The organism is Nonomuraea sp. NPDC059194 (assembly GCF_042754765.1).
Lineage (GTDB): Bacteria > Actinomycetota > Actinomycetes > Streptosporangiales > Streptosporangiaceae > Nonomuraea.
Window position 1 is genome coordinate 184855 of the sequence record NZ_JBHZBH010000005.1, and the last position, 23500, is coordinate 208354.

The 23500-nt window shown below is 70.8% G+C and carries 20 protein-coding genes; 8 read left to right on the top strand and 12 right to left on the bottom strand.

All coding sequences use genetic code 11. The features are described from left to right. The first annotated feature begins 147 nt into the window (after nucleotides 1–147). Complete coding sequence (locus ACFXJ8_RS09840; protein WP_379643439.1) at nucleotides 148–1872, top strand: 2-isopropylmalate synthase; 1725 nt, start codon at nucleotides 148–150, stop codon at nucleotides 1870–1872. 286 nt (nucleotides 1873–2158) lie between these two features. Here the strand turns inward: ACFXJ8_RS09840 and ACFXJ8_RS09845 are convergent, their stop codons facing one another. Continuing rightward, nucleotides 2159–2800, bottom strand: coding sequence for a M15 family metallopeptidase (locus ACFXJ8_RS09845; protein WP_379643440.1), 642 nt, complete (start codon nucleotides 2798–2800; stop codon nucleotides 2159–2161). A gap of 12 nt (nucleotides 2801–2812) precedes the next feature. Beyond that, on the bottom strand, nucleotides 2813–3973 hold the full coding sequence (locus ACFXJ8_RS09850) for an ROK family protein (RefSeq protein WP_379643441.1): 1161 nt from the start codon (nucleotides 3971–3973) through the stop codon (nucleotides 2813–2815). 166 nt (nucleotides 3974–4139) lie between these two features. On the opposite strand from ACFXJ8_RS09850, the gene ACFXJ8_RS09855 reads away from it, so the two are divergent. The 4 genes from ACFXJ8_RS09855 (at nucleotide 4140) to ACFXJ8_RS09870 (ending at nucleotide 9025) form a co-directional block, all read left to right on the top strand. Beyond that, complete coding sequence (locus ACFXJ8_RS09855; protein ID WP_379643442.1) at nucleotides 4140–5480, top strand: extracellular solute-binding protein; 1341 nt, start codon at nucleotides 4140–4142, stop codon at nucleotides 5478–5480. Nucleotides 5481–5482: 2 nt separating this feature from the next. After that, nucleotides 5483–6499, top strand: coding sequence for a carbohydrate ABC transporter permease (locus tag ACFXJ8_RS09860; protein ID WP_379643443.1), 1017 nt, complete (start codon nucleotides 5483–5485; stop codon nucleotides 6497–6499). After that, a complete protein-coding gene (locus ACFXJ8_RS09865; protein WP_379643444.1) occupies nucleotides 6496–7347 on the top strand; it encodes a carbohydrate ABC transporter permease in 852 nt (283 codons plus the stop codon). Before ACFXJ8_RS09860 ends, ACFXJ8_RS09865 begins: the two co-directional genes overlap by 4 nt. 247 nt (nucleotides 7348–7594) lie before the next feature. After that, entirely contained in the window at nucleotides 7595–9025 is a 1431-nt protein-coding gene (locus ACFXJ8_RS09870) for a glycoside hydrolase family 3 protein (RefSeq protein WP_379643445.1), read from the top strand. Nucleotides 9026–9057: 32 nt separating this feature from the next. Here ACFXJ8_RS09870 and ACFXJ8_RS09875 read toward each other — a convergent pair whose 3' ends face one another. Beyond that, nucleotides 9058–10218: an ROK family protein gene (locus tag ACFXJ8_RS09875; RefSeq protein WP_379643446.1), complete on the bottom strand. Its 1161-nt coding sequence runs from the start codon at nucleotides 10216–10218 to the stop codon at nucleotides 9058–9060. A 52-nt stretch (nucleotides 10219–10270) separates the two neighbouring features. Here ACFXJ8_RS09875 and ACFXJ8_RS09880 point away from each other — a divergent pair, with 52 nt between their 5' ends. From ACFXJ8_RS09880 to ACFXJ8_RS09890, 3 genes are all read left to right on the top strand, one after another. Next, entirely contained in the window at nucleotides 10271–12100 is a 1830-nt protein-coding gene (locus tag ACFXJ8_RS09880) for an endonuclease/exonuclease/phosphatase family protein (protein WP_379643447.1), read from the top strand. 8 nt (nucleotides 12101–12108) lie between these two features. Then, the gene (locus ACFXJ8_RS09885; RefSeq protein ID WP_379643448.1) at nucleotides 12109–12558 is read left to right on the top strand and encodes an RrF2 family transcriptional regulator; all 450 of its coding nucleotides are present in this window, start codon (nucleotides 12109–12111) and stop codon (nucleotides 12556–12558) included. 128 nt (nucleotides 12559–12686) lie between these two features. Beyond that, on the top strand, nucleotides 12687–13469 hold the full coding sequence (locus tag ACFXJ8_RS09890) for a DNA-formamidopyrimidine glycosylase family protein (protein ID WP_379643449.1): 783 nt from the start codon (nucleotides 12687–12689) through the stop codon (nucleotides 13467–13469). A gap of 9 nt (nucleotides 13470–13478) precedes the next feature. On the opposite strand, the gene ACFXJ8_RS09895 is transcribed toward ACFXJ8_RS09890, so the two are convergent. The 9 genes from ACFXJ8_RS09895 to ACFXJ8_RS09935 all read right to left on the bottom strand — a co-directional run bounded on the left by ACFXJ8_RS09895 (nucleotide 13479) and on the right by ACFXJ8_RS09935 (nucleotide 23452). After that, nucleotides 13479–13838 (bottom strand): helix-turn-helix domain-containing protein, encoded by a 360-nt coding sequence (locus ACFXJ8_RS09895; protein ID WP_379643554.1) that lies wholly within the window; start codon nucleotides 13836–13838, stop codon nucleotides 13479–13481. Nucleotides 13839–14097: 259 nt separating this feature from the next. Beyond that, complete coding sequence (locus ACFXJ8_RS09900) at nucleotides 14098–14601, bottom strand: CinA family protein (RefSeq protein ID WP_379643450.1); 504 nt, start codon at nucleotides 14599–14601, stop codon at nucleotides 14098–14100. Between the two features lie 4 nt (nucleotides 14602–14605). Continuing rightward, nucleotides 14606–15178, bottom strand: coding sequence for a CDP-diacylglycerol--glycerol-3-phosphate 3-phosphatidyltransferase (pgsA, locus tag ACFXJ8_RS09905; protein WP_379643451.1), 573 nt, complete (start codon nucleotides 15176–15178; stop codon nucleotides 14606–14608). Further along, the gene (rimO, locus tag ACFXJ8_RS09910; RefSeq protein ID WP_379643452.1) at nucleotides 15175–16581 is read right to left on the bottom strand and encodes a 30S ribosomal protein S12 methylthiotransferase RimO; all 1407 of its coding nucleotides are present in this window, start codon (nucleotides 16579–16581) and stop codon (nucleotides 15175–15177) included. The genes pgsA and rimO overlap by 4 nt, the downstream gene beginning before the upstream one ends. A 57-nt stretch (nucleotides 16582–16638) precedes the next feature. Then, on the bottom strand, nucleotides 16639–17400 hold the full coding sequence (locus ACFXJ8_RS09915; protein ID WP_379643453.1) for a helix-turn-helix domain-containing protein: 762 nt from the start codon (nucleotides 17398–17400) through the stop codon (nucleotides 16639–16641). Between the two features lie 77 nt (nucleotides 17401–17477). After that, nucleotides 17478–19979 carry a DNA translocase FtsK gene (locus ACFXJ8_RS09920; protein WP_379643454.1) on the bottom strand — a complete coding sequence of 834 codons (2502 nt, stop codon included), beginning with the start codon at nucleotides 19977–19979 and terminating at the stop codon, nucleotides 17478–17480. Nucleotides 19980–20040: 61 nt separating this feature from the next. Then, nucleotides 20041–21057 (bottom strand): LacI family DNA-binding transcriptional regulator, encoded by a 1017-nt coding sequence (locus ACFXJ8_RS09925; RefSeq protein WP_379643455.1) that lies wholly within the window; start codon nucleotides 21055–21057, stop codon nucleotides 20041–20043. Beyond that, on the bottom strand, nucleotides 21048–22148 hold the full coding sequence (locus ACFXJ8_RS09930; protein WP_379643456.1) for a dienelactone hydrolase family protein: 1101 nt from the start codon (nucleotides 22146–22148) through the stop codon (nucleotides 21048–21050). The genes ACFXJ8_RS09925 and ACFXJ8_RS09930 overlap by 10 nt, the downstream gene beginning before the upstream one ends. Nucleotides 22149–22159: 11 nt before the next feature. Next, nucleotides 22160–23452: a Gfo/Idh/MocA family protein gene (locus ACFXJ8_RS09935; RefSeq protein ID WP_379643457.1), complete on the bottom strand. Its 1293-nt coding sequence runs from the start codon at nucleotides 23450–23452 to the stop codon at nucleotides 22160–22162. Between the last annotated feature and the right edge of the window lie 48 nt (nucleotides 23453–23500).

The following is a 23500-nucleotide window of genomic DNA, read 5'->3' on the forward strand; positions in this document are numbered from 1 at the left end:
GAGTTGTTACAGTCTAGCGCCATGTCGCTGCGTGGGCTGCTTCTTCTCGGCTGCCACGGCGGGGCCTGATCCGACCGGCTCCCCGCCGTGGAGTCTCGTCGTTCCCGCCGGTCGCCCCTCACAAGACCGGCAAGGAGAAGACCGCACATGTCCATCGATACGCCCCGTGGCGAGTTCCCGGCGGGCGCGCCCGCATGGAACAGGCAGCGCCACTCGCAGATGCCCTCGTACCGCTACCTCGACGTGTACTCCCGGGTGGAGGTGCCGCTGGTCGAGCGCGACTGGCCGACCGCCCGGCTGACCAAGGCGCCGCTGTGGGTGCCCGTCGACCTGCGTGACGGCAACCAGGCCCTGGCCGAGCCCATGGATCCGGCGCGCAAGCGGCGGTTCTTCGAACTCCTGGTCGCCATGGGCTACAAGGAGATCGAGGTCGGCTACCCATCCGCCTCACAGACCGACTTCGACTTCGTCCGCCTCATCGCCGACACCAACCTGGCGCCCGCCGACGTGACGATCGTCGTGTTCACCCCCGCCCGCCGCGACCTGATCGAGCGCACCGTGGAGTCGATCAGGGGCATCGCCAACCCCGTGGTGATCCACATGTACACGGCCACCGCGCCCACCTGGCGCGAGGTGGTGCTCGGCGCCTCACGCCAGGAGCTCAAGGAGCTGATCCTGGCCGGTGGCCGCGACGTGCTGGACCTGGCCGGCGACCTGCCCAACGTGCGCTTTGAGTTCTCGCCCGAGGTGTTCAACCTCACCGAGCCCGGCTACGTGCTGGAGGTGTGCGACGCGATGACCGAGCTGTGGCAGGCCACACCGGACCGGCCGGTGATCCTCAACCTGCCCGCGACCGTCGAGGTGGCCACGCCGAACGTGTACGCCGACCAGATCGAGTACATGCACAAGAACCTGGCCCGCCGCGACTCGGTCATCCTGTCGGTGCACCCGCACAACGATCGTGGCACCGGCGTCGCCTGCGCCGAGCTGGCGATCCTCGCGGGCGCCGAGCGCGTGGAAGGCTGCGTGTTCGGCAACGGCGAGCGCACGGGCAACGTCGACATCGCCACGCTGGCTCTCAACCTGCACGCCCAGGGCATCGACCCGATGATCGACTTCTCGGACGTCGACGAGATCCGCCGGGTGGTCGAGTACTGCACGCGCATGCCGGTGCACGAGCGCCACCCCTACGTGGGCGACCTGGTTCATACCGCCTTCTCCGGCACCCACCAGGACGCCATCAGGAAGGGCCTGGCCGAGCAGCGGCGACGGGCTGCCAGTACGGCGACGCCGGAGCGCGAGCTGGCCTGGCGCGTGCCGTACCTGCCGATCGACCCCGCTGACCTGGGCCGTTCATATGAGGCGGTCATCCGGGTGAACTCCCAGTCCGGCAAGGGCGGCATCGCTCACCTGCTGGAGTCGGAGTACGGCATCGACCTGCCGCGGCGGCTCCAGATCGACTTCTCGCGGCATGTGCAGGGGCACACTGACGCCACCGGCGGCGAAATCACCGCGGCCGAGCTGTGGGACCTGTTCGAGCGGACCTACCTCGACCCGGGTGATGCGCCGGTGACGCTGAAGGGCTGGGCGGCCACGCCCGAGTCCACCAGCATCACCCTCGCCGTCGGCGGCGAGGAGGTGACGCGCACCTACCTCGGCGCCGGACCAGTCGACGCACTGACGCGGGCACTGGCCGAGGTGGGATACCCAGTGGAGATCGTGGGCCTGACGCAGCAGTCACTCGGGCCGGGAAACGGCGGCGATGCGATCACCTTCCTGGAGCACCGGGACGGATGGTCGGCAGGCCGTAGCGAGTCGGTCCTGGAGGCTAGCCTGACCGCCGTGCTCAACGCCGCGACCCGCCAGAGCTGAGCCAACTCGACGAGAAGCGCCACGACACCGGTAGGGGCGACCAGCAGGATTACGCCGCCCCTACCCACGGGCTCACGACCGCCCGGTAAGCCCCGCACACTCCCGGACCCCGACCCACCCGATGAGCCCCACAAAACCCCAGCCCCGGGGCCGCCCGCACGACATGAAGAACCCCAGCCCCTCACCACCCCGAGCGCCCGTACAACCCCCGCCCCGGGGCCGCCCGCACGACACGAAAAACCCCAGCCCCGTGGTCTCCTCGTGGGGCTGGGGTTCCAAAAGCGGGTCAGGACAGGTCGGTCGGCCCATAGAGGGCGTGCGGCGCGCCCGACGACATCGCCCAGTACCGGTCGCCGTACGACCAGTGCCACCACTCGGTCGGGTAGTTCACCAGCCCGACCTCCTCCAGCGCCGCCACCAGGATCTCCCTGTGGCCGCGCGCCTCGGCCGAGATGTTGGCCGCCCCCGTGTAGCAGGCCCCCTCGCTCTGCTCGGGGTTGTCGTTGACCGCCGTCCCCATGTCGTACTCCTCCCCGTCGGGCGAGCACAGCGTCAGATCCACCGCCGCCCCCGCCGTGTGCGGAGCGACGGACACCGGCGACACGTACCGACTTGCCGCGACATACGCCTCGTCGGGCGACATGTCGGGGAAATCGGTGAGTAGCTGGCTCCGATACTCCTCGAAGTACGTCCGCTGCGTCTCGATCGGCCGGTACCCCTCGACGATCAGCAGCTCGTACCCCGACGGCAACGCCGCCTTCTCCAGCCTTGCGAGCAACCCCGCACGCAGATGCGCGTAGGCGCCGTCCGCGTCCGCCAGGCGCGAGTCGACCCGCAACCTCCCCCGTACGTCCTCGAGCGGCTCGCCGCACTCCCGCACGGGAAGCGCCGTCACCCGAGGATCGGAGATCAACACGATGTCACGCATAGTCGAGAATTCTCACACAGTGTCAGAGAAGACCTGCTCCCGGGCCTGCTCCAGCGCGGCGACCAGGGCCCCGCGCAGCACCGGGTTGCCCGCCACCGCCGTGGCCGCCACGCGCGGCTGGCTCGGGCACACCTTGGCCACGGCCTGCTCCACCCGTTCGGCCAGCGCCTGCCCGCCCGCCCTGCCGAGGTCGCCGCTCAGGACGATGAGCCCGGGATCCAGGACCACGGCGACGGCGGCCACCCCGACGGCCAGCCGTCCCGCGACCTCCCGCAGGTAGGCGTCGTTGCCCTGCGCGGTCGCCAGGCGCACCTGGTCGGCGACGCTGACGCCCGCGACGCCGTACGTCTGGGCGAGCCCTTCCAGCGCCTCCTTGCCGACCAGGCGCTGGAAGGAGCCCGACTGGGGATGGGAGACGTCGACGGGCAGCGGCTCGCCCGGCACGGGCAGCCAGCCGATCTCGCCCGCGCCGCCGGTGATGCCCCTGTGCAGCCGCCCGCCGAGCATGACGCCGAGCCCCTGCCCGGTGCCCGCCCAGATCACCGCGAAGTCGTCGTGACCGGCCGCGATGCCGTACCTGTGCTCGGCGAGGGCGACGAGGTTGACGTCGTTCTCGATGGTGACGGAGGCGCTGAGCCGTTCGCGGAGGCTGGCCAGCACGCCGGCGTGCCAGGACGGCAGGTCGTAGGAGAAGCGCACGTCGCCGGTGCGCGGGTCGACGACGCCTCGCGTGCCGATGACGAAGGCGCGCAACTGGGACAGGCCGATGACGGCGGAGTCGCAGGCCCGCTGGACGGCGTTGTGAACGGTCTTGACCGGGTCGCCGCCGTCGCAGGGGTCGACAGTGACCTCGACCACGATTTTACCTGTGATGTCGGCCACACCCACAGTGATGCTCTCTGGCAGCACTTCGAGACCCGCGACGTACGCGCTGGACGGAACAACGGTGTAGAGGGCGGCGTGCGGCCCCCTGCCTCCGGCGCGTTGTCCGGCCACCTCGACGAGGCCTCTTTCTTCGAGGCGTGACAACAGTTGACCGGCGGTTACCTTGGAAAGGCCGGTGCGTTCCCCCAGCTCAGCCCGGGTGAGTGGCCCTTCGGAGAGAAGGAGCTCCAGCGCCGTGCGGTCGTTCAGCCTGCGCAACAACTGCGGGGTTCCCGGGTGCCTCGCCATGGGCGGCCCCTCCTCTCGTCACGATCCGCTAACAGCCGTTTCTTTTAAGAAAGTTTCTTGTTAGTTTAGCAGCAGTCAACCGAGGCCGGCGATCAAGGCTTCGGTGATCTCTACGGCATGAAATGAGCGCAACCCCCGACGCGTTAGCCGGGAAGGGAGAACCCTAGTGAAGATCGCGAAGATCTCGGCCGCCACAGCGACCACCGCCGCACTCGCGCTGGGCCTGGCCGCCTGTGGCTCCAGCCAGCCCGCCGAGACGGCCGCACCCGCCCCCGCCGCCACCGGCTCCGCCGCCGCCTCCGAGGCAGGGCCCAAGTACGCGGGCAAGACCCTCAGCGTCTGGCGTCTCGGCAACAGCAACCCCGCCGCCGCCGCCTACATGGAAGAACTGAACGCCGAGTTCACCAAGCAGACCGGCGCCCAGGTGAAACTCGAGTGGATCCCGTGGCCGACGGTGAACGACAAGTTCGCCTCCGCCGCGACCGGCACGGGCGGCCCCGACGTCACCGAGATCGGCAACGACCAGGTGCCGCTGTGGCAGAGCCAGGACGCCCTCTCCCCCGTGACCGACATCGCGCACGCGGGCGAGCAGGCGGCCATCCCGCAGAACCTGTTCGGCCTGGAGACCATCGACAACGAGGTCTACGGCATGCCGTGGGGCGCCGGAGCGCGTGCGGTCCTCTACCGCGCCGACTGGTTCAAGGAGCTCAAGATCGAGGTCCCCAAGAGCTGGGACGAGCTCGTGGCCGCGGCCAAGAAGATCCAGAAGGAGAAGGGCTCGGACGTCGACGGCTTCGCCTTCAACGGCGGCTCCGACGCCAACCACCTGCTCGGCGCGTTCGCCTGGTCCGAGGGCGGCGAGTACGCCGTCAAGGAGGGCGACAAGTGGGTCGGCAAGCTGAGCGACCCGGCCTTCGCCAAGGGCTTCGCGACCTACACCGGCCTGGTGCAGGAGGGCCTGTCCGGCAAGTCCCGCCTCACGCTGAACACGGTGGACATCCGCAAGCGCTTCGCCAACGACAAGGTCGGCATGTACCTGACCGCCGGTTGGGACCTGCCCGGCATCGAAGAGGACAGCAAGGGCAAGCTGAAGGGCGACAAGCTCGCCTTCTTCCCGCTGCCCGCCAAGTCCGGCGGTGAGGCCCCCTCCTTCTTCGGCGGCAACGACATCGCGCTGTGGGGCAGCACCCAGCAGGCCGAGCTGGGCAAGGAGTACATCAAGCTGGCCACCAGCAAGACCTGGGCGGACCGGTACGCCAAGGAGGGCGGCCTGCTCCCGGTCTACCCCGACACGCTGGCCGCGCTGAACGAGGACCCGGCCCAGGGCCCGTTCGCCCGCGCCTTCGCCAAGGCCAAGGCCTTCCCCGCCGACTCGAACTGGACCGAGGCCAACGAGACCAAGGCCGTGCTCCAGAACGCGGCCAGGGCGGTCATCGAGGGCAAGAAGGACGCCGCGACGGCCCTCGCTGACGCCAACAAGGAACTCGAAGAGATCCTGAACCAGTAGTAATGACGAACACGTCTACGATCGCCCGGGGCGGGGGGAACTCCCCCGCCCCGGGGCGGCGCCGCAGGAGCTCCGCCCGCCCCAACCGGGCCAGCGGGCTCCCCACCTGGGCGGTCCCGTACGTCCTGCTCGTGCCCGGACTGCTGGTGATCGCTGGACTCCTGCTCTACCCCATGGTCCAGCTGGCGATCATGGCCTTCCAGAAGGTCGGCCTGGCCCAGATCAGGGGCAGCCGGCCGGCGGAGTGGGTCGGCTGGGCCAACTTCGAGAGAGTCCTCGGCAACGAGATCTTCTGGACGGCCCTCCGGAACACGATCGTCTTCGCGGTGGTGGCGGTCGGCCTCACGCTGATCGTGGGCACCGCCGTCGGAGTGCTGCTGAACAAGCTCGGCAAGAAGATGTCGCTGTTCGTCGTCATCGGCTGCATGTTCGCCTGGGCCGTGCCGCCCGTCGCGCAGGGCGTCATCTGGCGCTGGCTGTTCGACGCCGACGCGGGCGTCATCAACTGGGCGCTGAACCTGCTGCCCGACGGCTTGTCGACCCTCCTGTTCGGCCGGGCCGACTGGACGGCCGAGCCGTGGCTGAACGACGCGTTCACGCTCTACATCGTGCTGGTCTTCTGCGTGGTGTGGGCGGGCTTCCCGTTCATCGCGGTCTCGGTGCTGGCGGGCCTGAAGGGCATCCCCGCCGAGCTCTACGAGGCGGCCAGGGTGGACGGCTCGGGCGCGTGGCGGACCTTCAGGAAGATCACCCTGCCGCTGCTGAAGCCGGTCTTCGCCGTCCTGACGGTCCTGTCGATCATCTGGGACTTCAAGGTCTTCAGCCAGCTCTACGTGCTGATGAACGGCCCGACCAACCGTGAGGCGTTCAACCTGTCGATGTACTCGGTGGCCGAGGCGTTCCAGCCGCCGCAGAAGCTCGGCACCGGCGCCGCCATCTCCGTGATCCTGACGATCATCCTGCTGATCATCACGGTGGTCTACGTGCGGCAGATCGTGAAGCAGGAGGAAATGTCATGACTCCCATCGCCCGCAAGAGGCTCGGCAAGATCCTCCTCAACGGGGCGGGGATCCTGGTCTTCCTCTACGCGACCTTCCCCGTGTACTGGATGGTCTCGACCGGCTTCAAGGCCAACGACCAGATCTTCACCACCGAGTTCATCCCCTTCCCCACCCACTTCACCTTCGACCACTTCGCCCGGGTGTTCACCGAGGGCGTGGCCAACAACTCGATCTGGCTCTACATGCGCAACAGCGCGATCGTCGCGCTCGGCACGGTGCTGATCGGTTCGACGTTCGCGCTGCTGTCGGCCACGGCCATCGCCAGGTTCAGGTTCAAGGGGCGCGCGCCGTTCCTCATCGTGCTGCTGATCGTGCAGATGCTCCCCGCCGAGGGGCTGCTGATCCCGCTGTACCTGATGGTCAAGCGCGTCGGCCTGGGCGACCAGCTGCTCGGCCTGATCGTCACGCAGGTGGCCCTCACCCTGCCCTTCGGCATCTGGATGCTGCGGACCTTCGTCGCCGCGGTGCCCAAGACCCTCGAAGAGGCGGCCTGGATCGACGGTGCCAGCAGGTTCACGACCTTCTGGAAGGTCCTGTTCCCGTTGGTGGCGCCCGGCCTGGTGGCGACGAGCATCTTCTCGTTCATCACCGCGTGGAACGATCTGGTCTTCGCGCTCTACCTGATGTCCGGCTCCGAGGGCTACACCATGCCCGTCGCCCTCCGGTACTTCTTCGATCAGAAGGGCGTCGACTGGGGCGCGATCATGGCCGGGTCGACGCTGATGACGCTTCCTGTCGTCATCTTCTTCCTCCTGGTGCAGCGCCGCATGGTCTCCGGCCTGGTGGCCGGCGCCGTGAAGGGCTGACCAACCCACCCCAGGTGCTGGTACGGCTGCCGCACACCCACGCGGCGGCCGTACCTGACCCTGCCCGCCGGCAGGGGGTACGGCTCGCGCCCCGACCGCGGACGCCGCGGGCCGTACCGGCTCCCTGCTCACAGACCACCACACCGCCCCCGCGAGGGGGCGAGCACACCATGCATGCCTTCACCCCGACCTGCCCGGCCATCCCTGGGCACGAGGGGATTCGACCGCCAAAAGGGGAAATTGTCAGATGAGCCAGAGTGATCGGGGGCTGCGCCGTCTAGCGGCCGGCACGCTGCTCGTCGCCTTCCAGGGCACCACCGCCCCGGACTGGGTTCTTCGCGAACTGGAGGCCGGCCTCGGCGGCGTCACGCTCTTCGGCTTCAACGTCGCCGACGCCGCCCAGCTCAGCGACCTCACCTCGATGCTGAAGGCGGCCGGCGAGCCCGTCATCTCGCTGGACGAGGAGGGCGGCGACGTCACCCGCCTGGCCTACCACGTCGGCAGCCCCTACCCGGGCAACGCCGCCCTCGGCGCCGTGGACGACGTGGAGCTGACCCACCGCGTCTACCAGGCGATCGGCTCGGAGCTGGCCGCCTGCGGCGTGAACCTCGACATGGCCCCCGACGCCGACGTCAACACCGCCGACGACAACCCGGTGATCGGCACCCGCTCGTTCGGCAACGACACCGCGCTGGTCGCCAGACACACCGTCGCCGCCGTCGGCGGCCTGCAGTCGGTGAACGTCGCCGCCTGCGTCAAGCACTTCCCCGGCCACGGGGCCACCAGGGTCGACTCGCACCTGGCCGTCCCCGTGGTCGACGTCTCGCTGGAGGTGCTGCGCGAGCGGGAGCTCGTGCCCTTCCAGGCGGCGATCAAGGCGGGCGCGAAGTCCGTCATGACCGCGCACGTCGCGGTCCCCGTGATCACGGGAGACCAGCCCGCGACGCTGTCGGCCGCCGCGCTGACCGGGCTCCTCAGGGGTGAGCTCGGCTACCGGGGCGTCGTGATCACCGACGCGCTCGACATGCACGCGATCACCAAGAGCGTGGGCCTGGCCGGTGGCGCGGTGCGCACCCTGGCCGCGGGCTCCGACCTGCTGTGCCTGGGCCCCGTGCCGACCTACGACGACGTCAGGCAGATCATCGCGGAGATCGTCGCCGCGGTGGAGGAGGGCCGGCTGCCGCTGTCACGGCTGGAGGAGGCGGCGGCCCGCGTGGCCGACCTGCGCGCCTGGTTCGGCTCCGGTACGGCGGGCGCGGTCGAGAAGGGCGTCGGCCTGGACGCGGCCCGCAGGGCGGTCAGCGTCACCGGCGCCACCAACCCGCTGCGCGACCCGCTGGTGATCGAGATCGACACCCCGCCCACCATCGCGGTCGGCGACGTGCCGTGGGGCCTCGACCTGCCCACCGCCGAGACGGTACGGCTCAAGCCGGCCGACGCCGACCTCGACACGCTGCTGCGCAGGGCCGACGGCCGCTCGCTCGTCGTGGTGGTGAAGGACGCGCACCGCTACACCGACAGCAAGGACCTGGTGAGCGCGCTGGTGAGCGCCCGCCCCGACACCACCGTGATCGAGATGGGCCTGCCGATCTGGCGACCCGACAGCGCCGCCTACATCGCGACGTACGGCGCGGCGAAGGCCAACGCGCAGGCGGCCGTCGAGCTGCTGACCGCCTGACGCCGTTCGGCCTGGTGCTGCTGACCGCCTGATCAGGAGGCGAAGATCTCCTCGCGGGCCTGGTCGAGGGCCGCGAGGACGGCGCCGCGCAGCACGGGGTTGTCCTCCACGGCGGTGGTGACGACCTCGGGCCTGATCGGGCAGATCCTGGCCACGGCCTCCTCCACCCGCGCGGTGAGCGCCGACCCGCCGGCCTTGCCGACGTCGCCGCCCAGCACGACCAGCCCAGGGTCGAGCACCACGCACACCGAGGCGACGCCGAGCGCGAGCCGGTGGGCGATCTCGTCGAGCAGCGGCGCGCCCCGCTCCCCCGCGGCGACCGCCTCGGCGATGCCGCCGAAGCCGTACCCCTGGGCGAGCTCCTGCACCGCCACCGCGCTGACCAGCGACTGCAGGCCACCGGCCAGGGACGGCAGCCGCCCCGGCTCCGCCGTGACGTCTTCGGCGAGCGGCACGCCAGGCACGGGCAGGTAGCCGATCTCGCCCGCGCTGCCCGACCTGCCCCGGTGGAGCTTGCCGCCGAGCATCACCGCGAGACCGAGGCCGCGCCCCGCCCACATCAGCACGAAGTCGTCGACACCCTTGGCGGCGCCCGAGGCGCGCTCGGCCAGGGCGGCCAGGTTGACGTCGTTCTCGATCGTGACCTCGCGCCTGAGGTCTCCGGCGAGGGCCTCGTGGATGCCTTCGTGCCAGCCCGGCAGGTCGAAGGAGAAGCGCACGTCGCCGCTGCGCGGGTCGACCACGCCCGGCGTGCCGATCACGACGCCGCGCAGCTTGGCCAGGCTGACCTTGGCGCTGCGGCAGGCCTTGACCACCGCGCCGTGGACGACGGAGACGGGGTCGTCGCTGCCGTTGGGCGCGACGGTGACCTCGGCGATCGTGCGGCCGTGGATGTCGGCGACGGAAGCGGAGACGGACTCGGGCCCGACATCGAGGCCCGCGACGTAGGCGCTGGAGGCGACCACGGAGTAGAGGGCGGCGTTGGGACCGCGCCCTCCCGCCTGCTCACCGACCACCTCGACCAGACCGCGCTCCTCCAGCCTCGCGAGTGTCTGGGAGGCGGTCACCTTCGACAGGCCCGTGTGATCGCCGATCTGGCCGCGGGTCATCGGCCCGGTGGCGAGCAGCAACTCCAATGCGGCCCGGTCGTTGATCTCCCTCAGCAACCTGGGCACACCAGGACGTCGCTCCACGGTCAAAGTTTAGCCCCCTTGCCAGACGGCTCGCATGACGTGAGGATGGCTCATGCTCCTGCTCGCCTTAGGCCTCGCCCTCCTGTGCGAGGTGCTGCGCGTCTTCCTCCCTTCGCTGATCACGCTGTTCGGCCGCGCGGGCGAGACGCCCGCCGAACTCATGGGCCTCTACGCCGCCGCCTGGTTCGTCCTGCCGTGCCTGGCGCCGCTGCTGCGGCCCCGCTGGTCGCTGCTGGGCGGCGCGACCGTCCTCGTCGTGGCCAGGCTGGGCCTGCAGGCCTTCGACGGCGGCATGCCACAACTGGCTCTCGCCTCGGCGGGCGTCAGCGCGGGCCTGTTCTTCCTGTACGGCTGCGCCCGCACGCTGCCCCGCGCCGCCGTCCCCACCGGCATCGCGGGAGGGCTGGCGTTCGCGGTGACCATCCACCTGCTGCTCGACGGCGTGGACCTGGTCTGGCGCGACGGCCCCCTCCCCTGGCTCGCCGTCCTCACGCTGTGCGCCGCCTTCCTCGCCCTTCTCCGGCTGGCGCCGCCGCCGTCCGAGGACCTCGCGCCCGGCAACGCCTGGTTCCTGCTCGGCCCCTCCCTGCTGCTCGTCGGCATGAGCGCGGGCCTGTCCACGGCCGCATGGCACGACCGGCCGCTGTGGCTGGCCGCCTTCGCCCTCGGCCTCGCGCTCATGGTGTGGCCGCCCGCCTTCCCCTGGTCGACGTTCGTCTACGCGGCCCTCCTGTGCGCCGGCACCGCCGTGATGCTCGCCACGGGACATGGCGCGCTGGTCCCCGTGGGCGTCGGCGGCCTGCTCGCGGCGGCAGGCCGCCCGGGACCCTCGGCCAGGCGTCCGGGCGCGGGGCTGCTCGGCGGCGGGCTGGTGTTCCTGGCGGGCGTGTTCGGCTACTACGCGGCCTACGACATGGACCTGGGCTTCCCCAACACCGTCGTGGTGGTCGCCGTCGCGCTGGCCGCGGCCGCCGCCGCAGGGACCGGCGCGGCGGCGACGGCGCCCACGGCTTTCTCGTGGCGGCCGCTCGTGGCGGCGGTCGTGATCGCGGGCCTCGGGCTCGCGTCCTGGTGGCGGGCGGTGCCTGCCGTACAGGAGAAGCGAGGCGACACATTCACGCTCGTCGCCTACAACATCAGGATGGGGTTCGGCCTCGACGGGCGGCTGTCGCTGGACGAGATCGCCCGGTGGGCGGCGGGCGAGCGGCCCGACGTGGTGCTGCTCAGCGAGGTCGACAGGGGCTGGCTGCTCAACGGCGGCCACGACGACCTCGACAGGATCGCCCGCGGCCTGGGCATGCGGGCCTACTTCGCCCCCGCGGCCGACCCGGTGTGGGGCGACGCGCTGCTGACGAACCTGCCGGTGAGGCAGCTGGCCTCGCACCCGCTCGGCAGGCACGGCTACCCGACGCTCGCCCAGGCGCAGGCCGCCGTCATCGAGGTGGGCGGCAGGGAGGTCGGCATCGTCAACACCCACCTCCAGTCGCCCCCCGGGCAGGCGCCCGAGGTGGCCGCGCTGGTGCACAATCTGGCCTCGGGGATGAGCGCCGCCGAGGCGGGAGGGCGTCCGACGGGCCCCATGAGCGCGGGAGGCGACGCAGCCGCCGGAGCGCGGCGGCCGGTCGTCCTGGCCGGTGACCTCAACACCCGGCCCGGCGACCCCGAGATGCGCGTGCTGGAGTCCGCGGGTCTGTCCGATCCGCTGACCGCCCTGGGCGATCCCGCCACCTCACCGGCCGACGCTCCTGTCGAGAGGATCGACCACGTGCTGCTCACCGACGGGTTGGCGGCCGAATCGGCCGAGGTACCGCGCTTGCCGTACTCGGATCATCTGCCGGTGAAGGTCACCATGCGCATAACCAGTGTTGACCAGGAGGGATAATCGACAACATGCGCCTTTCCGCTCGTGTCGACTACGCCCTCCGTGCCGCCGCCGAACTCGCCGCAGCAGGGGCGGGCCCGACCACCGTGGGCGAACTCGCCAAAGAGCAGGACATGCCGCCCAAATACCTGGAGAACATCCTGCTCCAGATGCGCCGCGCCGGGCTCGTCAGGGGCCAGCGCGGCCCCGAGGGCGGCTACGTGCTGGCCAGGCCCGCTGCGGAGATCTCCCTGGCCGACGTGATCCGCGCGGTCGACGGCCCGCTGGCCAACGTGCGGGGCGAGCGCCCCGAGCACGTCGGCTACCGCGGCCCCGCAGAGTCACTTCAGCAGGTGTGGATCGCCCTGCGCGCGACCGAGCGGTCCATCCTCGAGGAGGTCACGCTCGATCACGTGGCCACCGGCGCGTTGCCGGAGAGCGTGCGCACGCTGGCCGCCGACCCGGCCGCCTGGGACTGACGTCCGGCCCACCGAGGAGCGGCATGGAAAGGACGGCGGACCTGCGGCGGCGCTCCGAACTGCTCGACTCGATCGTCGACTGCCTGGCCGACAACGGCCTGTCGTCGTGGACGAACGGGTGAGCGCCCTTGCCCGAGGGTGACGCCGTCTACCGGACCGCCGAACGCCTGCGCGAGGCGCTCGACGGCCGGGTGCTGACCCGGTCCGACTTCAGGGTGCCGCGCCACGCCACCGCCGACCTGACGGGCCGCGCGGTCACGCACACCGTGTCGTACGGCAAGCACCTGCTCACCAGGGTCGAGGGCGGCCTGACCGTCCACACGCACCTGCGCATGGACGGCAGCTGGCTCGTCCTGCCCGCGGGACGGCGGCTGCCACAGGGCGGCGACAGGGTGCGGCTCGTGCTGGCCAACGCGGCCTGGCAGGCGGTCGGGATGCGGCTGGGGATGGTGGACCTGCTCGCGACCGAGCGGGAGGACACCGTGATCGGCCATCTCGGGCCCGACCTGCTCGGGCCGGGCTGGGATCAGGACGAGGCGGTCGCCAGGTTGCGCGCGCATCCGGACACGACGATCGGGGAGGCGCTGCTCGACCAGCGCAATCTCGCGGGGATCGGCACGATCTACCGCGCGGAGACGCTCTTCCTCAGGGGAGTGTCACCCTGGAGTCCCGTGAGAGCCGTGGCCGATCTCGACGGCCTGGTCTCGCTCGCCCAGCGGTTGCTGGCGGCGAACAAGGATCACGCGGGCACCGTCACCACGGGTGATCGCCGTCGCGGCTTCGAGACGTGGGTCTATGGCAGGGCAGGCAGACCCTGCCGCCGATGCGGGTCTCGCATCAGGAGCGGGGAGATGGGGGTGGGCCCACAGGAACGGCTGATCCTGTGGTGTGACCGCTGCCAACCGGGCTGAGCCCTGCTGTCAGGCGGCCACCATGTCCTTGACTTCGGGGAACACCGAATCGGAGATCGACCCGGGGACAACCGTCTCGGACAGAGCCAGGCGCTCTCGCTCGGGCACGTCCGCCAGCACAGGGGCAGCCTGGAGCTCCGCCAGCGCGAACTGGTCGGAAACCTCACGCAACACCTGCGACAGCGGCACGCCCAGGGCGCCGCAAATCGAGGCCAGCAGCTCGGACGAGGCCTCTTTCTGACCGCGCTCCACCTCGGACAGGTAGCCCAGAGACACGCGCGCCAGCGTCGACACCTCACGCAGAGTGCGGCCCTGCCGCACCCTCAGCCGCCTCAGAACGTCTCCAAGAAGCTGACGCAGCAGAATCATCTGTCGCTCCCTCCCCGGCGCGGTGGTCGTCTTCACCGTGCCATGCGCGATCGGATCGTGCCGCCCGTTCTTTCTCTTCGCTTCGTACATACTCCTCGCCGTCATCATCGGGCGCCTGCGCGGATCGTTGGGCCCGCCAGCCTGGCTCGCGGGGCTTGCAGATGGCTCACGGACCTCACTCACAGCTCCACCGTACCCGTATCCACCGACACCGCGTCAGACCGTGGTTCGCATGTTCGCTGGGGACGTAACACGGTAATCACCCGGAATGTTCCCCGATGTTCGCCTTCAGCACACCTGCGAGGAGATCTACGGCCTCGTCCACGGTTCGTTGCCTGATGCGGCCGCGCGAGCCGCCACGCGCAAGATCGCGGTGCCACATCTTTCCCTCGGGGCCGCTCAGCGCCACGTGGACGGTGCCGACCGGCTTGCCGTCCTGCGGGTCGGGCCCGGCCACTCCGGTGACCGCCAGGCCGTACGTGGCGCCGCACAGGCGGGCCACCCCCCGCGCCATGGCCGCGGCCACCTCGGGATGCACCGCGCCCTCCCGTTCGAGCAGCTCCCCCGGTACGGCCAGCAGCTCCCGCTTCAGGTCGCTGGAGTAGGAGATGACGCCGCCCCTGAAGGCCGCCGAGGCCCCGCCCATCGCGGTGAACGTCGCGCCGAGCAGCCCGCCGGTCAGCGACTCCGCCACGGCGAGCGTCGCGCCCTGCCTGACCAGCAGCACGATCACGTTCTCGGCGGCCAGCACGTCGGTCCTCATCGGCTCACTCCGCCCTGGCCCGCCTGGCCACCCGCCTCAGCCTGATCGCGCGGATGACGTAGTCGACGCCCGTGACGACGGTCACGACCAGCGCGGCCCCCATGACCACCCAGCGGATCACGTCGGGCACGGGCGGAAGCAGGTAGAGCACGATCGCCGCGATCTGCAGCACGGTCTTGACCTTGCCGCCGTAGCTGGCCGGTATGACGCCGTGCCTGATCACGATGAAGCGCAGCAGCGTGATGCCGAGCTCGCGGCCGAGGATCACGACCGTGACCCACCACGGCAGCTCGTCGAGTATCGACAGGCTCACCAGCGCCGCCCCGGTGAGCGCCTTGTCGGCGATCGGGTCGGCGATCTTCCCGAAGTCGGTGATCAGGTGGTAGCGCCTGGCCAGCTCCCCGTCGAGATGGTCGGTCAGGGAGGCCAGCCCGAACACCCCCAGGGCCGCGTACCGCCAGCCGGTGCCCGGCAGGAACAAGCAGACGACGAAGAAGGGGACGAGCGCCAGCCTGAGCACCGTGAGGACGTTGGCGATGTTCCACGGGCTCACCACCCTGCGCTCGTCTCGGGTCATGGACCGGCCTTGATGCGCGCGATCAGATCGACCCCCTCGGCATCGACCACGATCGCCCTGACGATCTGGCCGGGGACCAGGCCGATGCCCTGAACCGTGACGGAACCGTCGACCTCGGGACCCTGGTGGGCCGCCCTGCCTTCGTAGCCGCCGTCGCCGAGGTCCTCGTCGATCAGCACGTCGACCTCGGTGCCGATGCGCTCCTCCGCGCGCTGCGAGGTCAGCTCCTCGGCCAGCTCGGTCAGCACGCGCACCCGCTCGTCGATGACCTCCTGCTCGACCTTCGACCCGAACGTGGCGGCCTCGGTGCCGTCCTCGTCGGAGTAGCCGAACACGCCGATCACGTCGAGCCTGGCCTGCTCGAGGAAGCCGACGAGCTCGCCGAACTCCTCGTCGGTCTCGCCGGGGAAGCCCACGATGAAGTTGGAGCGCACGCCCGCCTCCGGCGCCTTGGCCCTGACCTGCTCCAGCAGGCCGAGGAAGCGCTCGGGGTCGCCGAAGCGGCGCATCCTGCGCAGGACGGTGCCGCTGGCGTGCTGGAAGGACAGGTCGAAGTAGGGGGCGATGCCGTCGGTGGCGGCGATGACGTCGAGCAGCCCTGGGCGCAGCTCGGCGGGCTGTAGGTAGCTGACCCGCACCCGCTCGACGCCCTCGACCGCGGCCAGCTGCGGCAGCAGCTTCTCCAGCGCGCGCAGGTCGCCCAGGTCTTTTCCGTAGGAGGTGGAGTTCTCGCTGACGAGGACCAGCTCGCGCACCCCGCGGTGGGCCAGCCAGTCGGCCTCGGCCAGCAGCTCCTCGGGGGCGCGCGAGACGTAGGCGCCGCGGAAGGCGGGGATGGCGCAGAACGAGCAGCGGCGGTCGCAGCCGGAGGCCAGCTTCAGCGAGGCGACGGGGCTCTCGTCGAGGCGCTTGCGCAGCACGCGCGGCCCGCTCGCGGGCGCCAGGCCCGCGGGCAGGTCGCCGTGGCCGGGGATGCTCGCCTTGGCGGCGGAGCGCTCCACCGGCGAGATCGGCAGCAGCGTACGGCGGTCGCGCGGCGTGTGCGGCTTGAGCGGCTTGCCGGCCAGCACGTCGTCGAGGCGCTCACCGATCTCGGCGTAGTCGTCGAAGGAGATGACCGCGCTGGCCTCGGGAAGCGCCTCGGCCAGCTCGTTGCCGTAGCGCTCGGCCATGCAGCCCGCGGCCACCACCTTGGCGCCCGAGTCGGCCGCGGCCAGCAGCGTGTCGATCGAGTCTTTCTTCGCCGAGTCGATGAAGCCGCAGGTGTTGACGACGACGACATCGGCGTCGTCGTCGCCCAGCTGCCAACCGGCAGCATCAAGTCGCGCGGCGAGCTCCTCGGAGTCGACCTCGTTGCGCGCGCAGCCCAGAGTGATCAGCGATACGGTTCGGCGGGATGACATGGTGGACACTACGGTATCGGCACTTGGCCACTACCTGGCGCACCTCCCCCGCACTTGTCATCGCGGACGGGCGGCCGACGGCCCGTAGGTCCTCCTGACGAGCTCGCCCCGAGCGCCCGGTGATCCCAGGTCCTTGCCGTTGACCTGGAGCGACACCGCTCCCGCGTCGTGGATGGTCATCCGCACCGTCTTCTTCGCCGTCCACGTGGAGGTCTTGCCCGCCTTCAGCGTGCCCGCGAAGAGCTTGCGCCCCTCGGAGTCGCGCACGTTGAGGTAGGACGACCGCTTGGCCACCACCTTGACGACCACCATGTCGGACTTCTTCTGGGTGGACAGCGCCGCCGTACGGCGGGCAGGACCCGCCGACGCGTTCGGCGGCACGCTGGGCGCCGACGAGGCGGGCTCGATGTCGGCCGTGGGCACCTCGCCCGGCCCGCCCATCACCCTGACGACGCCGAAGACCACCACGATGGCCAGGGCGATGCCCAGTGCCATCGTCCAGTTGGGGCCCCGGCGCTCGCGCAGCTTGAGCCCTTTGAAGTTCTGGAAGACGGCCGCCGCCCGCAACGGCTGCGACACGCCGCCGTGCTGGGCGTCGTACAGGTGCGCCATCGCCTCGGGGTCGGCGCCGACCGCTTTGGCGATGGCCCTGACGTGACCCCTGGCGTAGAAGTCTCCTCCGCACATGGAGAAGTCGTCCCGCTCGATGGCGTACAGGAGAGCTTCGCGAATCCGGGTGGTCGCGCTCAGCTGTCCGATGCTCAGCCCTGCCGTCTGCCTGGCCTCAGCCAGTTTTGCCCCAATGCTCTGTTCGTTCACGACGAACGCCTCCCCGCCCCGACGTTGCGTAGTTACTCCTATTCAACCAGTAACAGTCGGCATGGGTGCGCAAGGGGTCACTCGCCCCGCAGGTCGGCCAGCAAACCGGGCAGATCGTCGGGCTTCAGCAGCACCTCCCGCGCCTTGGAACCCTCGCTGGGGCCGACGACGCCGCGAGATTCCAGCAGGTCCATGAGGCGGCCCGCCTTGGCGAAGCCGACCCTGAGCTTGCGCTGCAGCATCGAGGTCGAGCCGAACTGGGTGGTGACGATCAGCTCGGCGGCCTGGATCAGCACGTCGAGGTCGTCGCCGATCTCCTCGTCGATCTCCTTCTTGACCACCACGGCGGCCACGTCGTCGCGGTACTCGGCCTGCATCTGCTGCTTGCAGTGCGAAACGATCTCGGCGATCTCCTTCTCGGCGACGAACGCGTTCTGGATGCGGATGGGCTTGCTCGCGCCCATCGGCAGGAAGAGCGCGTCGCCCTGGCCGACCAGCTTGTCGGCGCCTGGCTGGTCGAGGATGACCCGCGAGTCGGTGAGCGAGGAGACCGCGAAGGCCAGCCTGGAGGGGACGTTGGCCTTGATGAGCCCGGTGACGACGTCGACGGAGGGCCGCTGGGTGGCGATCACCAGGTGGATGCCGGCCGCGCGGGCCAGCTGCGTGATGCGGACGATGGAGTCTTCGACGTCGCGGGGGGCGACCATCATGAGGTCGGCGAGCTCGTCGACGATCACCAGCAGGTAGGGGTAGGGCTGGTAGACCCGCTCGCTGCCGGGCGGCGGCACCAGCTTGCCCGCCTTGACGGCCTTGTTGAACTCGTCGACGTGCCTGAAGCCGCTGGCTGCCAGGTCGTCGTAGCGGCGGTCCATCTCGCCCACGACCCATTCGAGGGCCTCGGCGGCCTTCTTCGGGTTGGTGATGATCGGCGTGATCAGGTGGGGGATGCCCTCGTAGACCGACAGCTCCACGCGCTTGGGGTCGACGAGCACCATGCGCACCTCGTCGGGGGTGGCGCGCATGAGGATCGAGGTGATGAGGCCGTTGACGCAGACGGACTTGCCCGCGCCGGTGGCGCCCGCGATGAGCAGGTGCGGCATCTTGGCCAGGTTCGCCACGATCGTGCGGCCCTCGACGTCTTTACCGAGCCCGACGATCATCGGGTGGTGGTCGGCCTGGGCGACCTGCGCCCGCAGCACGTCGCCGAGCGCGACCAGGTCCTTGTCGGCGTTGGGGATCTCGACGCCGATCGCCGACTTGCCGGGGATCGGCGACAGGATCCTGACGTCGGCCGACTTGACGGCGTAGGCGATGTTCTTGGTGAGCGCGGTGACCTTCTCCACCTTCACGGCCGGGCCGAGCTCGATCTCGTAGCGGGTGACCGTCGGGCCGCGGGTGAAGCCGATCACCTGCGCGTCGATGGCGAACTGCTCCAGCACGCTGGTCAGCGCGTTGACGACGGTGGTGTTGGCCTTGGTCTGCGGCTTGGGCGCGGTGCCGGTGCTGAGCTTCTGCAGGTCGGGCAGCACGTAGGGGCCCGCCTGGGGCGACAGCACCAGCTGCTCGACCTTGCGCGGCGCGGGGGTCGGCTCGGGCGGGGCTGTGGGCTGCCGCTGCGGCTCCGGCGCCTCCTGCGGCTCGTCGTCGACCAGGCCCGGCACGATCTCCGGCGAGTGCCTGTCCTTCTCCGCCAGCACCGGGCTGTCGTACGGCTTGACGCCGTCGGGCAGGTCCTGCTTCTTCGTCCTGACCCGCTTCTTGGCCGTCTCGCTCCCCTGCCGGGGCGGCGCGCTCTTGTCGAACAGCAGGTGGCGCAGCTCCGCCAGCCGTTCGGGGATCCTGTGCACGGGCGTCGCGGTGATGACCAGCACGCCGAAGCCGGACAGGAGCAGCAGCAGGGGGATCGTCACCCACGCGGTCAGGATGCTGGCCGGTGGAGCGGAGACGATGAACCCGACCATGCCGCCGGCCGCCGACACCTTGTCCATGCCGTCGGTGGCGTCGCCCGCCGGGTACGGCACGTCGTTGACCACGTGGACCACGCCGAGCACGCCGGTCAGCAGCGCGCTCCAGCCGATCACCATGCGCCCGGTGTCGGCGTTCTGGTCGGGGTGGCGCAGGAAGCGCCAGGCCAGCAGGCCGAGCAGCAGCGGAAGCGCCCAGGCGAGCGAGCCGAACACGCCGTGCATGACGGCGCTGACCATCTCGGAGACCGTGCCCTTCGACTGCCGCCACGTCATGGCGGCCAGCACGATCGCCCCCGCCAGCACCGCCAGGCCCGCCCCGTCGCGCCGGTGGGCGGGGTCGAGCTCGCGCGCCTGGTTGCCCAGGGCCCTGGCGGCGCCGCCGATGCCGTTGGCCACCAGCATCCACAGGCCGACGATCAGCTTGCCGATCATGGTGAAGACCCAGCTGATCGGGTCCTGATGGGTGGCGGGGGGTCTGCGGGCCGACGTCGACGTCTTCGCCTTGGATCGCGAGGATGACTGGGCTGTCGTCCGCTTGGCCGGAGTCGAGCGTGACGAGGTCGGGCGCTTCGCCGGCCCCTTCGATGCGCCTTTCGGCGTACGGGTGGCCATGATGCCAAAGGTACGTCGGAGACCACGGCGATGGGGTGGAGGCTCGCCGATGTCCTCTATGTCAGGTCATGACCTTCGACACAGCCGGGGCGGCAGGGGCCGCCGCTCCCGTGGACTCGCGGACGACCAGGGTGGTCTCGAGCCTGGCCAGCGTCGGCGTGCCCGACCCGCCCGCGTTGACGGCCGCCAGCAGCAGGTCGACCGCCATCCGTCCGGCGGCGGCGGTCGGCATCGTGACGGTGGTCAGCTTCGGCCGGTTGAGCCTGCCCGGCAGGCTGTCGTCGACGCCGATGACGCTCAGGTCGCCGGGCACCTCCAGCCCCTTGTCGTGCAGGCCCGAGACGAGGCCCAGGGCGACCAGGTCGTTGTAGCACAGCACGCCCGTCACCCCCGAGGCCGCGACGGCCGCGGTCGCGGCCAGCCCGCCCTGCTCGGTCGGCTCGTTGGGGCCGAGCACGGTCAGCTCGACGCCGCGTTCCGCGGCGGTGGCCGTGGCGGCGGCCTGCATCTCCTCGCTGGTCCACGACCCGCCGGGGCCCGACAGCAGCGCCACGCGCCGGTGCCCGAGCTCGGCCAGGTGCTCCACCGCGGCCCGAGCGCCCTGTCCGACGTCCATCAGCACGGTGGTCAGCCCCTTGAGCCGCCTGTTGACCACCACGAACGGCACCTGGTCGCGCAGTTTCTCGATCACCCGGTTGGACAGGCGGGGGCTGCACAGCAGCACCCCGTCCACCTGCTTCACGAAAGCCTCGATCAACTCCTGCTCCAGCAACGGATCCTCATCGGTGTCCGCCACGAACACGTGATAATCCCGCTCCCGCGCCTGAGCCTGCGCAGCCTTGATCAACGGCGGAAAGAACGGATTGGCGATATCCGCCACGATCAACCCAAGATTGTGCGTCCGCCCCGTCGTCAACGCCCGCGCCGCCCGATTCGGCCGATACCCCAACCCCTCGGCCACCGCCAACACCCGGTTACGCGTCTCCGCGTTCACCAGATGCGGCGCCGAGAACGTCCGCGACACCGTCGAGACATGCACACCCGACGCCGCCGCGACATCTCTGATCGTCACCGCCACGGCACACCTCCCTCCGCTCCCAGGTGGCGGGCCAGCCAGCCGAAGACCTGTTCCTGCTGGGGGCGGCCGAAGGCGTGCCCCGCGTCGGCGAAGATGCCCGTGTAACCCGCCGAGGCCTGCCGGTAGTGTGCCGCGATCATCGCATGCGCACGGCGCATGCCGCTCAGCGGCAGGATCTCGTCCCGCTCGCCGTAGCAGACGAGCAGGGGCCGGGGAGCGGCGCACGCCACCAGGTCGGGCAGGTCGCACAACCTGGTCAAGCCCGGAGGGTACAGCATCCAGGTATGGCCGGAGACGTGCCGGTCGAGCAGGTCCCGGTAGGAGGAGATCATGGCGACAACCGCGATCGCGTCCATGCCGGGGTCGAAGGCACCGAGAAGGGCCGCGCGCAGGCCGCCGCCCGACAGTCCCGCGCAGCCCACGCGGCCGGTGTCGGGGCGCGAGCGCAGGTAGGCCGCGGCGGCCAGGTCCTCGCCCGCCACGGCTCCCGCGAAGGAGGTGCCGAGCAGGGTGCAGTACTTGGCCAGCACGTGCTCGTGGCGGGCGGCGGCGACGTCGTACCTGTCGGCCTCGCTCATCGAGAAGTCCAGGCCGTCGACCGCCTGCTCCGGCATGTCGGCGAGCGGGATCCGGCGGCTGCCCCAGCCGAGCACGTCGGGCACCAGGACGGTGAACCCGCGCAGGGCGAGCTCGGCCGCCCAAGCCCTGCCGTCGTAGAGGGCGGCCCGCAACCGCGCCACCTCGGGCGACGGACCTTCGGGTGCGTCGGCGATCTTCTCCTTGCCGGCCCACTTCATGCCCGCGTGGCAGTGCAGGGCCAGCACGCCGGGCAGGACGGCCCCGCCCGCCTCGCGGGGGCGCAGCACGAAGGCCCGGGTACGCGGGCCGTACCCGACGTCCCAGGAGACCTCCTCGCCCGCCAGGTCGCCCGCGGTCCACGTCCGTTCGACGCGCGCGTCGGCCGCGGTCAGGTCGAGCACACCCATCAGGTCGCGCGCTTGTTCCCGCAGCCCTGGCCCCGGCGTGGGGAACAGGCCGAACTGTCGTTCGGCGATCCCGGCGAGTCCGGAGAACTCGCCGAGATGCCGCAAAGGCCCGTCCGTCACGGGACGGCCGGCGTCATGCGGGTGCCGCCGTGGGTCAGGTGGACGGGCCCGCCGGTGCGGATCGACTCGTTGGCCGCGGCGCCGACCATGACGCCGCGGATCCCGTCGAGGTAGCCGGCCTGCCTGGCCAGCGGGTCGTCGCCGGGGCCGCGGAAGACGTCGTCGAGCAGCAGCCGGTCGCCGCCGCCGTGGCCGCCCTCGCCCCGCTCGATCGGGATCTCCCTCGGCCGCTGCCAGTGCTGGTGCAGGGTCAGGCGTTCCCATGAGCCCGCGGCATGCTCCTTGGCGGCGGCGCTCGGGTCGATGGCGGCGTGCGGTGGTGTCCACGACCGCTCGCACACCTCCAGCTCGATCCGGCCGCCCGTGCCGTTGAAGACGACCCGGTAGCCCTCGAAGGGCGCGTGGGCGTTGAGCGAGTAGGTGAGCATGGTGCCGCCGTCGTAGCCGACCATGACGGCCATGTTGTCCTCGATGGTGATGCCGTCGGTGAAGACGTCCTGGTCGCGCACGTAGCCGTCCTCGTGCTCGGCCTCCAGGTAGAGGCGGCTGAGGCGGGGGTCGGCGGCGAGGTCGAGGATGAACGGGTCGGTGCCGAGCCCCCGCGCGCCGTTGCCGCGTTCGGGCCGCTCGCCGAGGCCGCGCGCCCTGGCGTTGTCCGCGCCGTAGAAGCGGAGGCCGCCATGGGCGTAGACGCTGCGCGCCGACGCGTCGAGCCACCAGTTGACCAGGTCGAAGTGATGGGTGGACTTGTGGACGAGCAGGCCGCCGGAGTGGCGCTTGTCGCGGTGCCAGCGGCGGAAGTAGTCGGCGCCGTGGATGGTGTCCAGCGCCCAGTCGAAGTGGACGGAGGTGACCTCCCCGATCGCGCCGTCCATGATCAGGCGGCGCACCGCGGAGTTGCGCGGCGAGTAGCGGTAGTTGAAGGTGACGACGAGCCTGCCGCTCGACCGCTCGGCCGCGGCGGCGATGGCCGCGCAGCCGTCGGCGTCGGTCGTGAGCGGTTTCTCGACGACGACGTCCTTGCCCGCCTCCAGCGCGGCCACGACGTAGCGGGCGTGGGTGGCGTCCACGGAGGCCACGACCACCGCGTCGCACAGCTCCAGCATCGCGCCGAAGTCGCCGGGCGCGAAGCGCGGGACCGGCTCGCCGACCCTCTCGGCGTAGTAGTCCATGCGGGTGCGGTTGGTGTCGCAGAAGGCGGCGATCGCACCGGTGTCGCGCCAGTCACCGAGCAGGGCGTCGACGTACATCTGGGCGCGGTGCCCGAGCCCGACGAAGGCGTATCTCATCTCGTCTCCCCGAGTGGTCGCCGTACGGCTCGCGCGAGCCGTACGGCG

Coding starts and splice junctions, on each gene's coding strand:
- ACFXJ8_RS09840 (WP_379643439.1), top strand. CDS start 148: ATGTCCATCGATACGCCCCGTGGCGAGTTCCCGGCGGGCGCGCCCGCA.
- ACFXJ8_RS09845 (WP_379643440.1), bottom strand. CDS start 2,800: ATGCGTGACATCGTGTTGATCTCCGATCCTCGGGTGACGGCGCTTCCC.
- ACFXJ8_RS09850 (WP_379643441.1), bottom strand. CDS start 3,973: ATGGCGAGGCACCCGGGAACCCCGCAGTTGTTGCGCAGGCTGAACGAC.
- ACFXJ8_RS09860 (WP_379643443.1), top strand. CDS start 5,483: ATGACGAACACGTCTACGATCGCCCGGGGCGGGGGGAACTCCCCCGCC.
- ACFXJ8_RS09865 (WP_379643444.1), top strand. CDS start 6,496: ATGACTCCCATCGCCCGCAAGAGGCTCGGCAAGATCCTCCTCAACGGG.
- ACFXJ8_RS09870 (WP_379643445.1), top strand. CDS start 7,595: ATGAGCCAGAGTGATCGGGGGCTGCGCCGTCTAGCGGCCGGCACGCTG.
- ACFXJ8_RS09880 (WP_379643447.1), top strand. CDS start 10,271: ATGCTCCTGCTCGCCTTAGGCCTCGCCCTCCTGTGCGAGGTGCTGCGC.
- ACFXJ8_RS09885 (WP_379643448.1), top strand. CDS start 12,109: ATGCGCCTTTCCGCTCGTGTCGACTACGCCCTCCGTGCCGCCGCCGAA.
- ACFXJ8_RS09895 (WP_379643554.1), bottom strand. CDS start 13,838: ATGATTCTGCTGCGTCAGCTTCTTGGAGACGTTCTGAGGCGGCTGAGG.
- ACFXJ8_RS09900 (WP_379643450.1), bottom strand. CDS start 14,601: ATGAGGACCGACGTGCTGGCCGCCGAGAACGTGATCGTGCTGCTGGTC.
- pgsA (WP_379643451.1), bottom strand. CDS start 15,178: ATGACCCGAGACGAGCGCAGGGTGGTGAGCCCGTGGAACATCGCCAAC.
- rimO (WP_379643452.1), bottom strand. CDS start 16,581: ATGTCATCCCGCCGAACCGTATCGCTGATCACTCTGGGCTGCGCGCGC.
- ACFXJ8_RS09920 (WP_379643454.1), bottom strand. CDS start 19,979: ATGGCCACCCGTACGCCGAAAGGCGCATCGAAGGGGCCGGCGAAGCGC.
- ACFXJ8_RS09935 (WP_379643457.1), bottom strand. CDS start 23,452: ATGAGATACGCCTTCGTCGGGCTCGGGCACCGCGCCCAGATGTACGTC.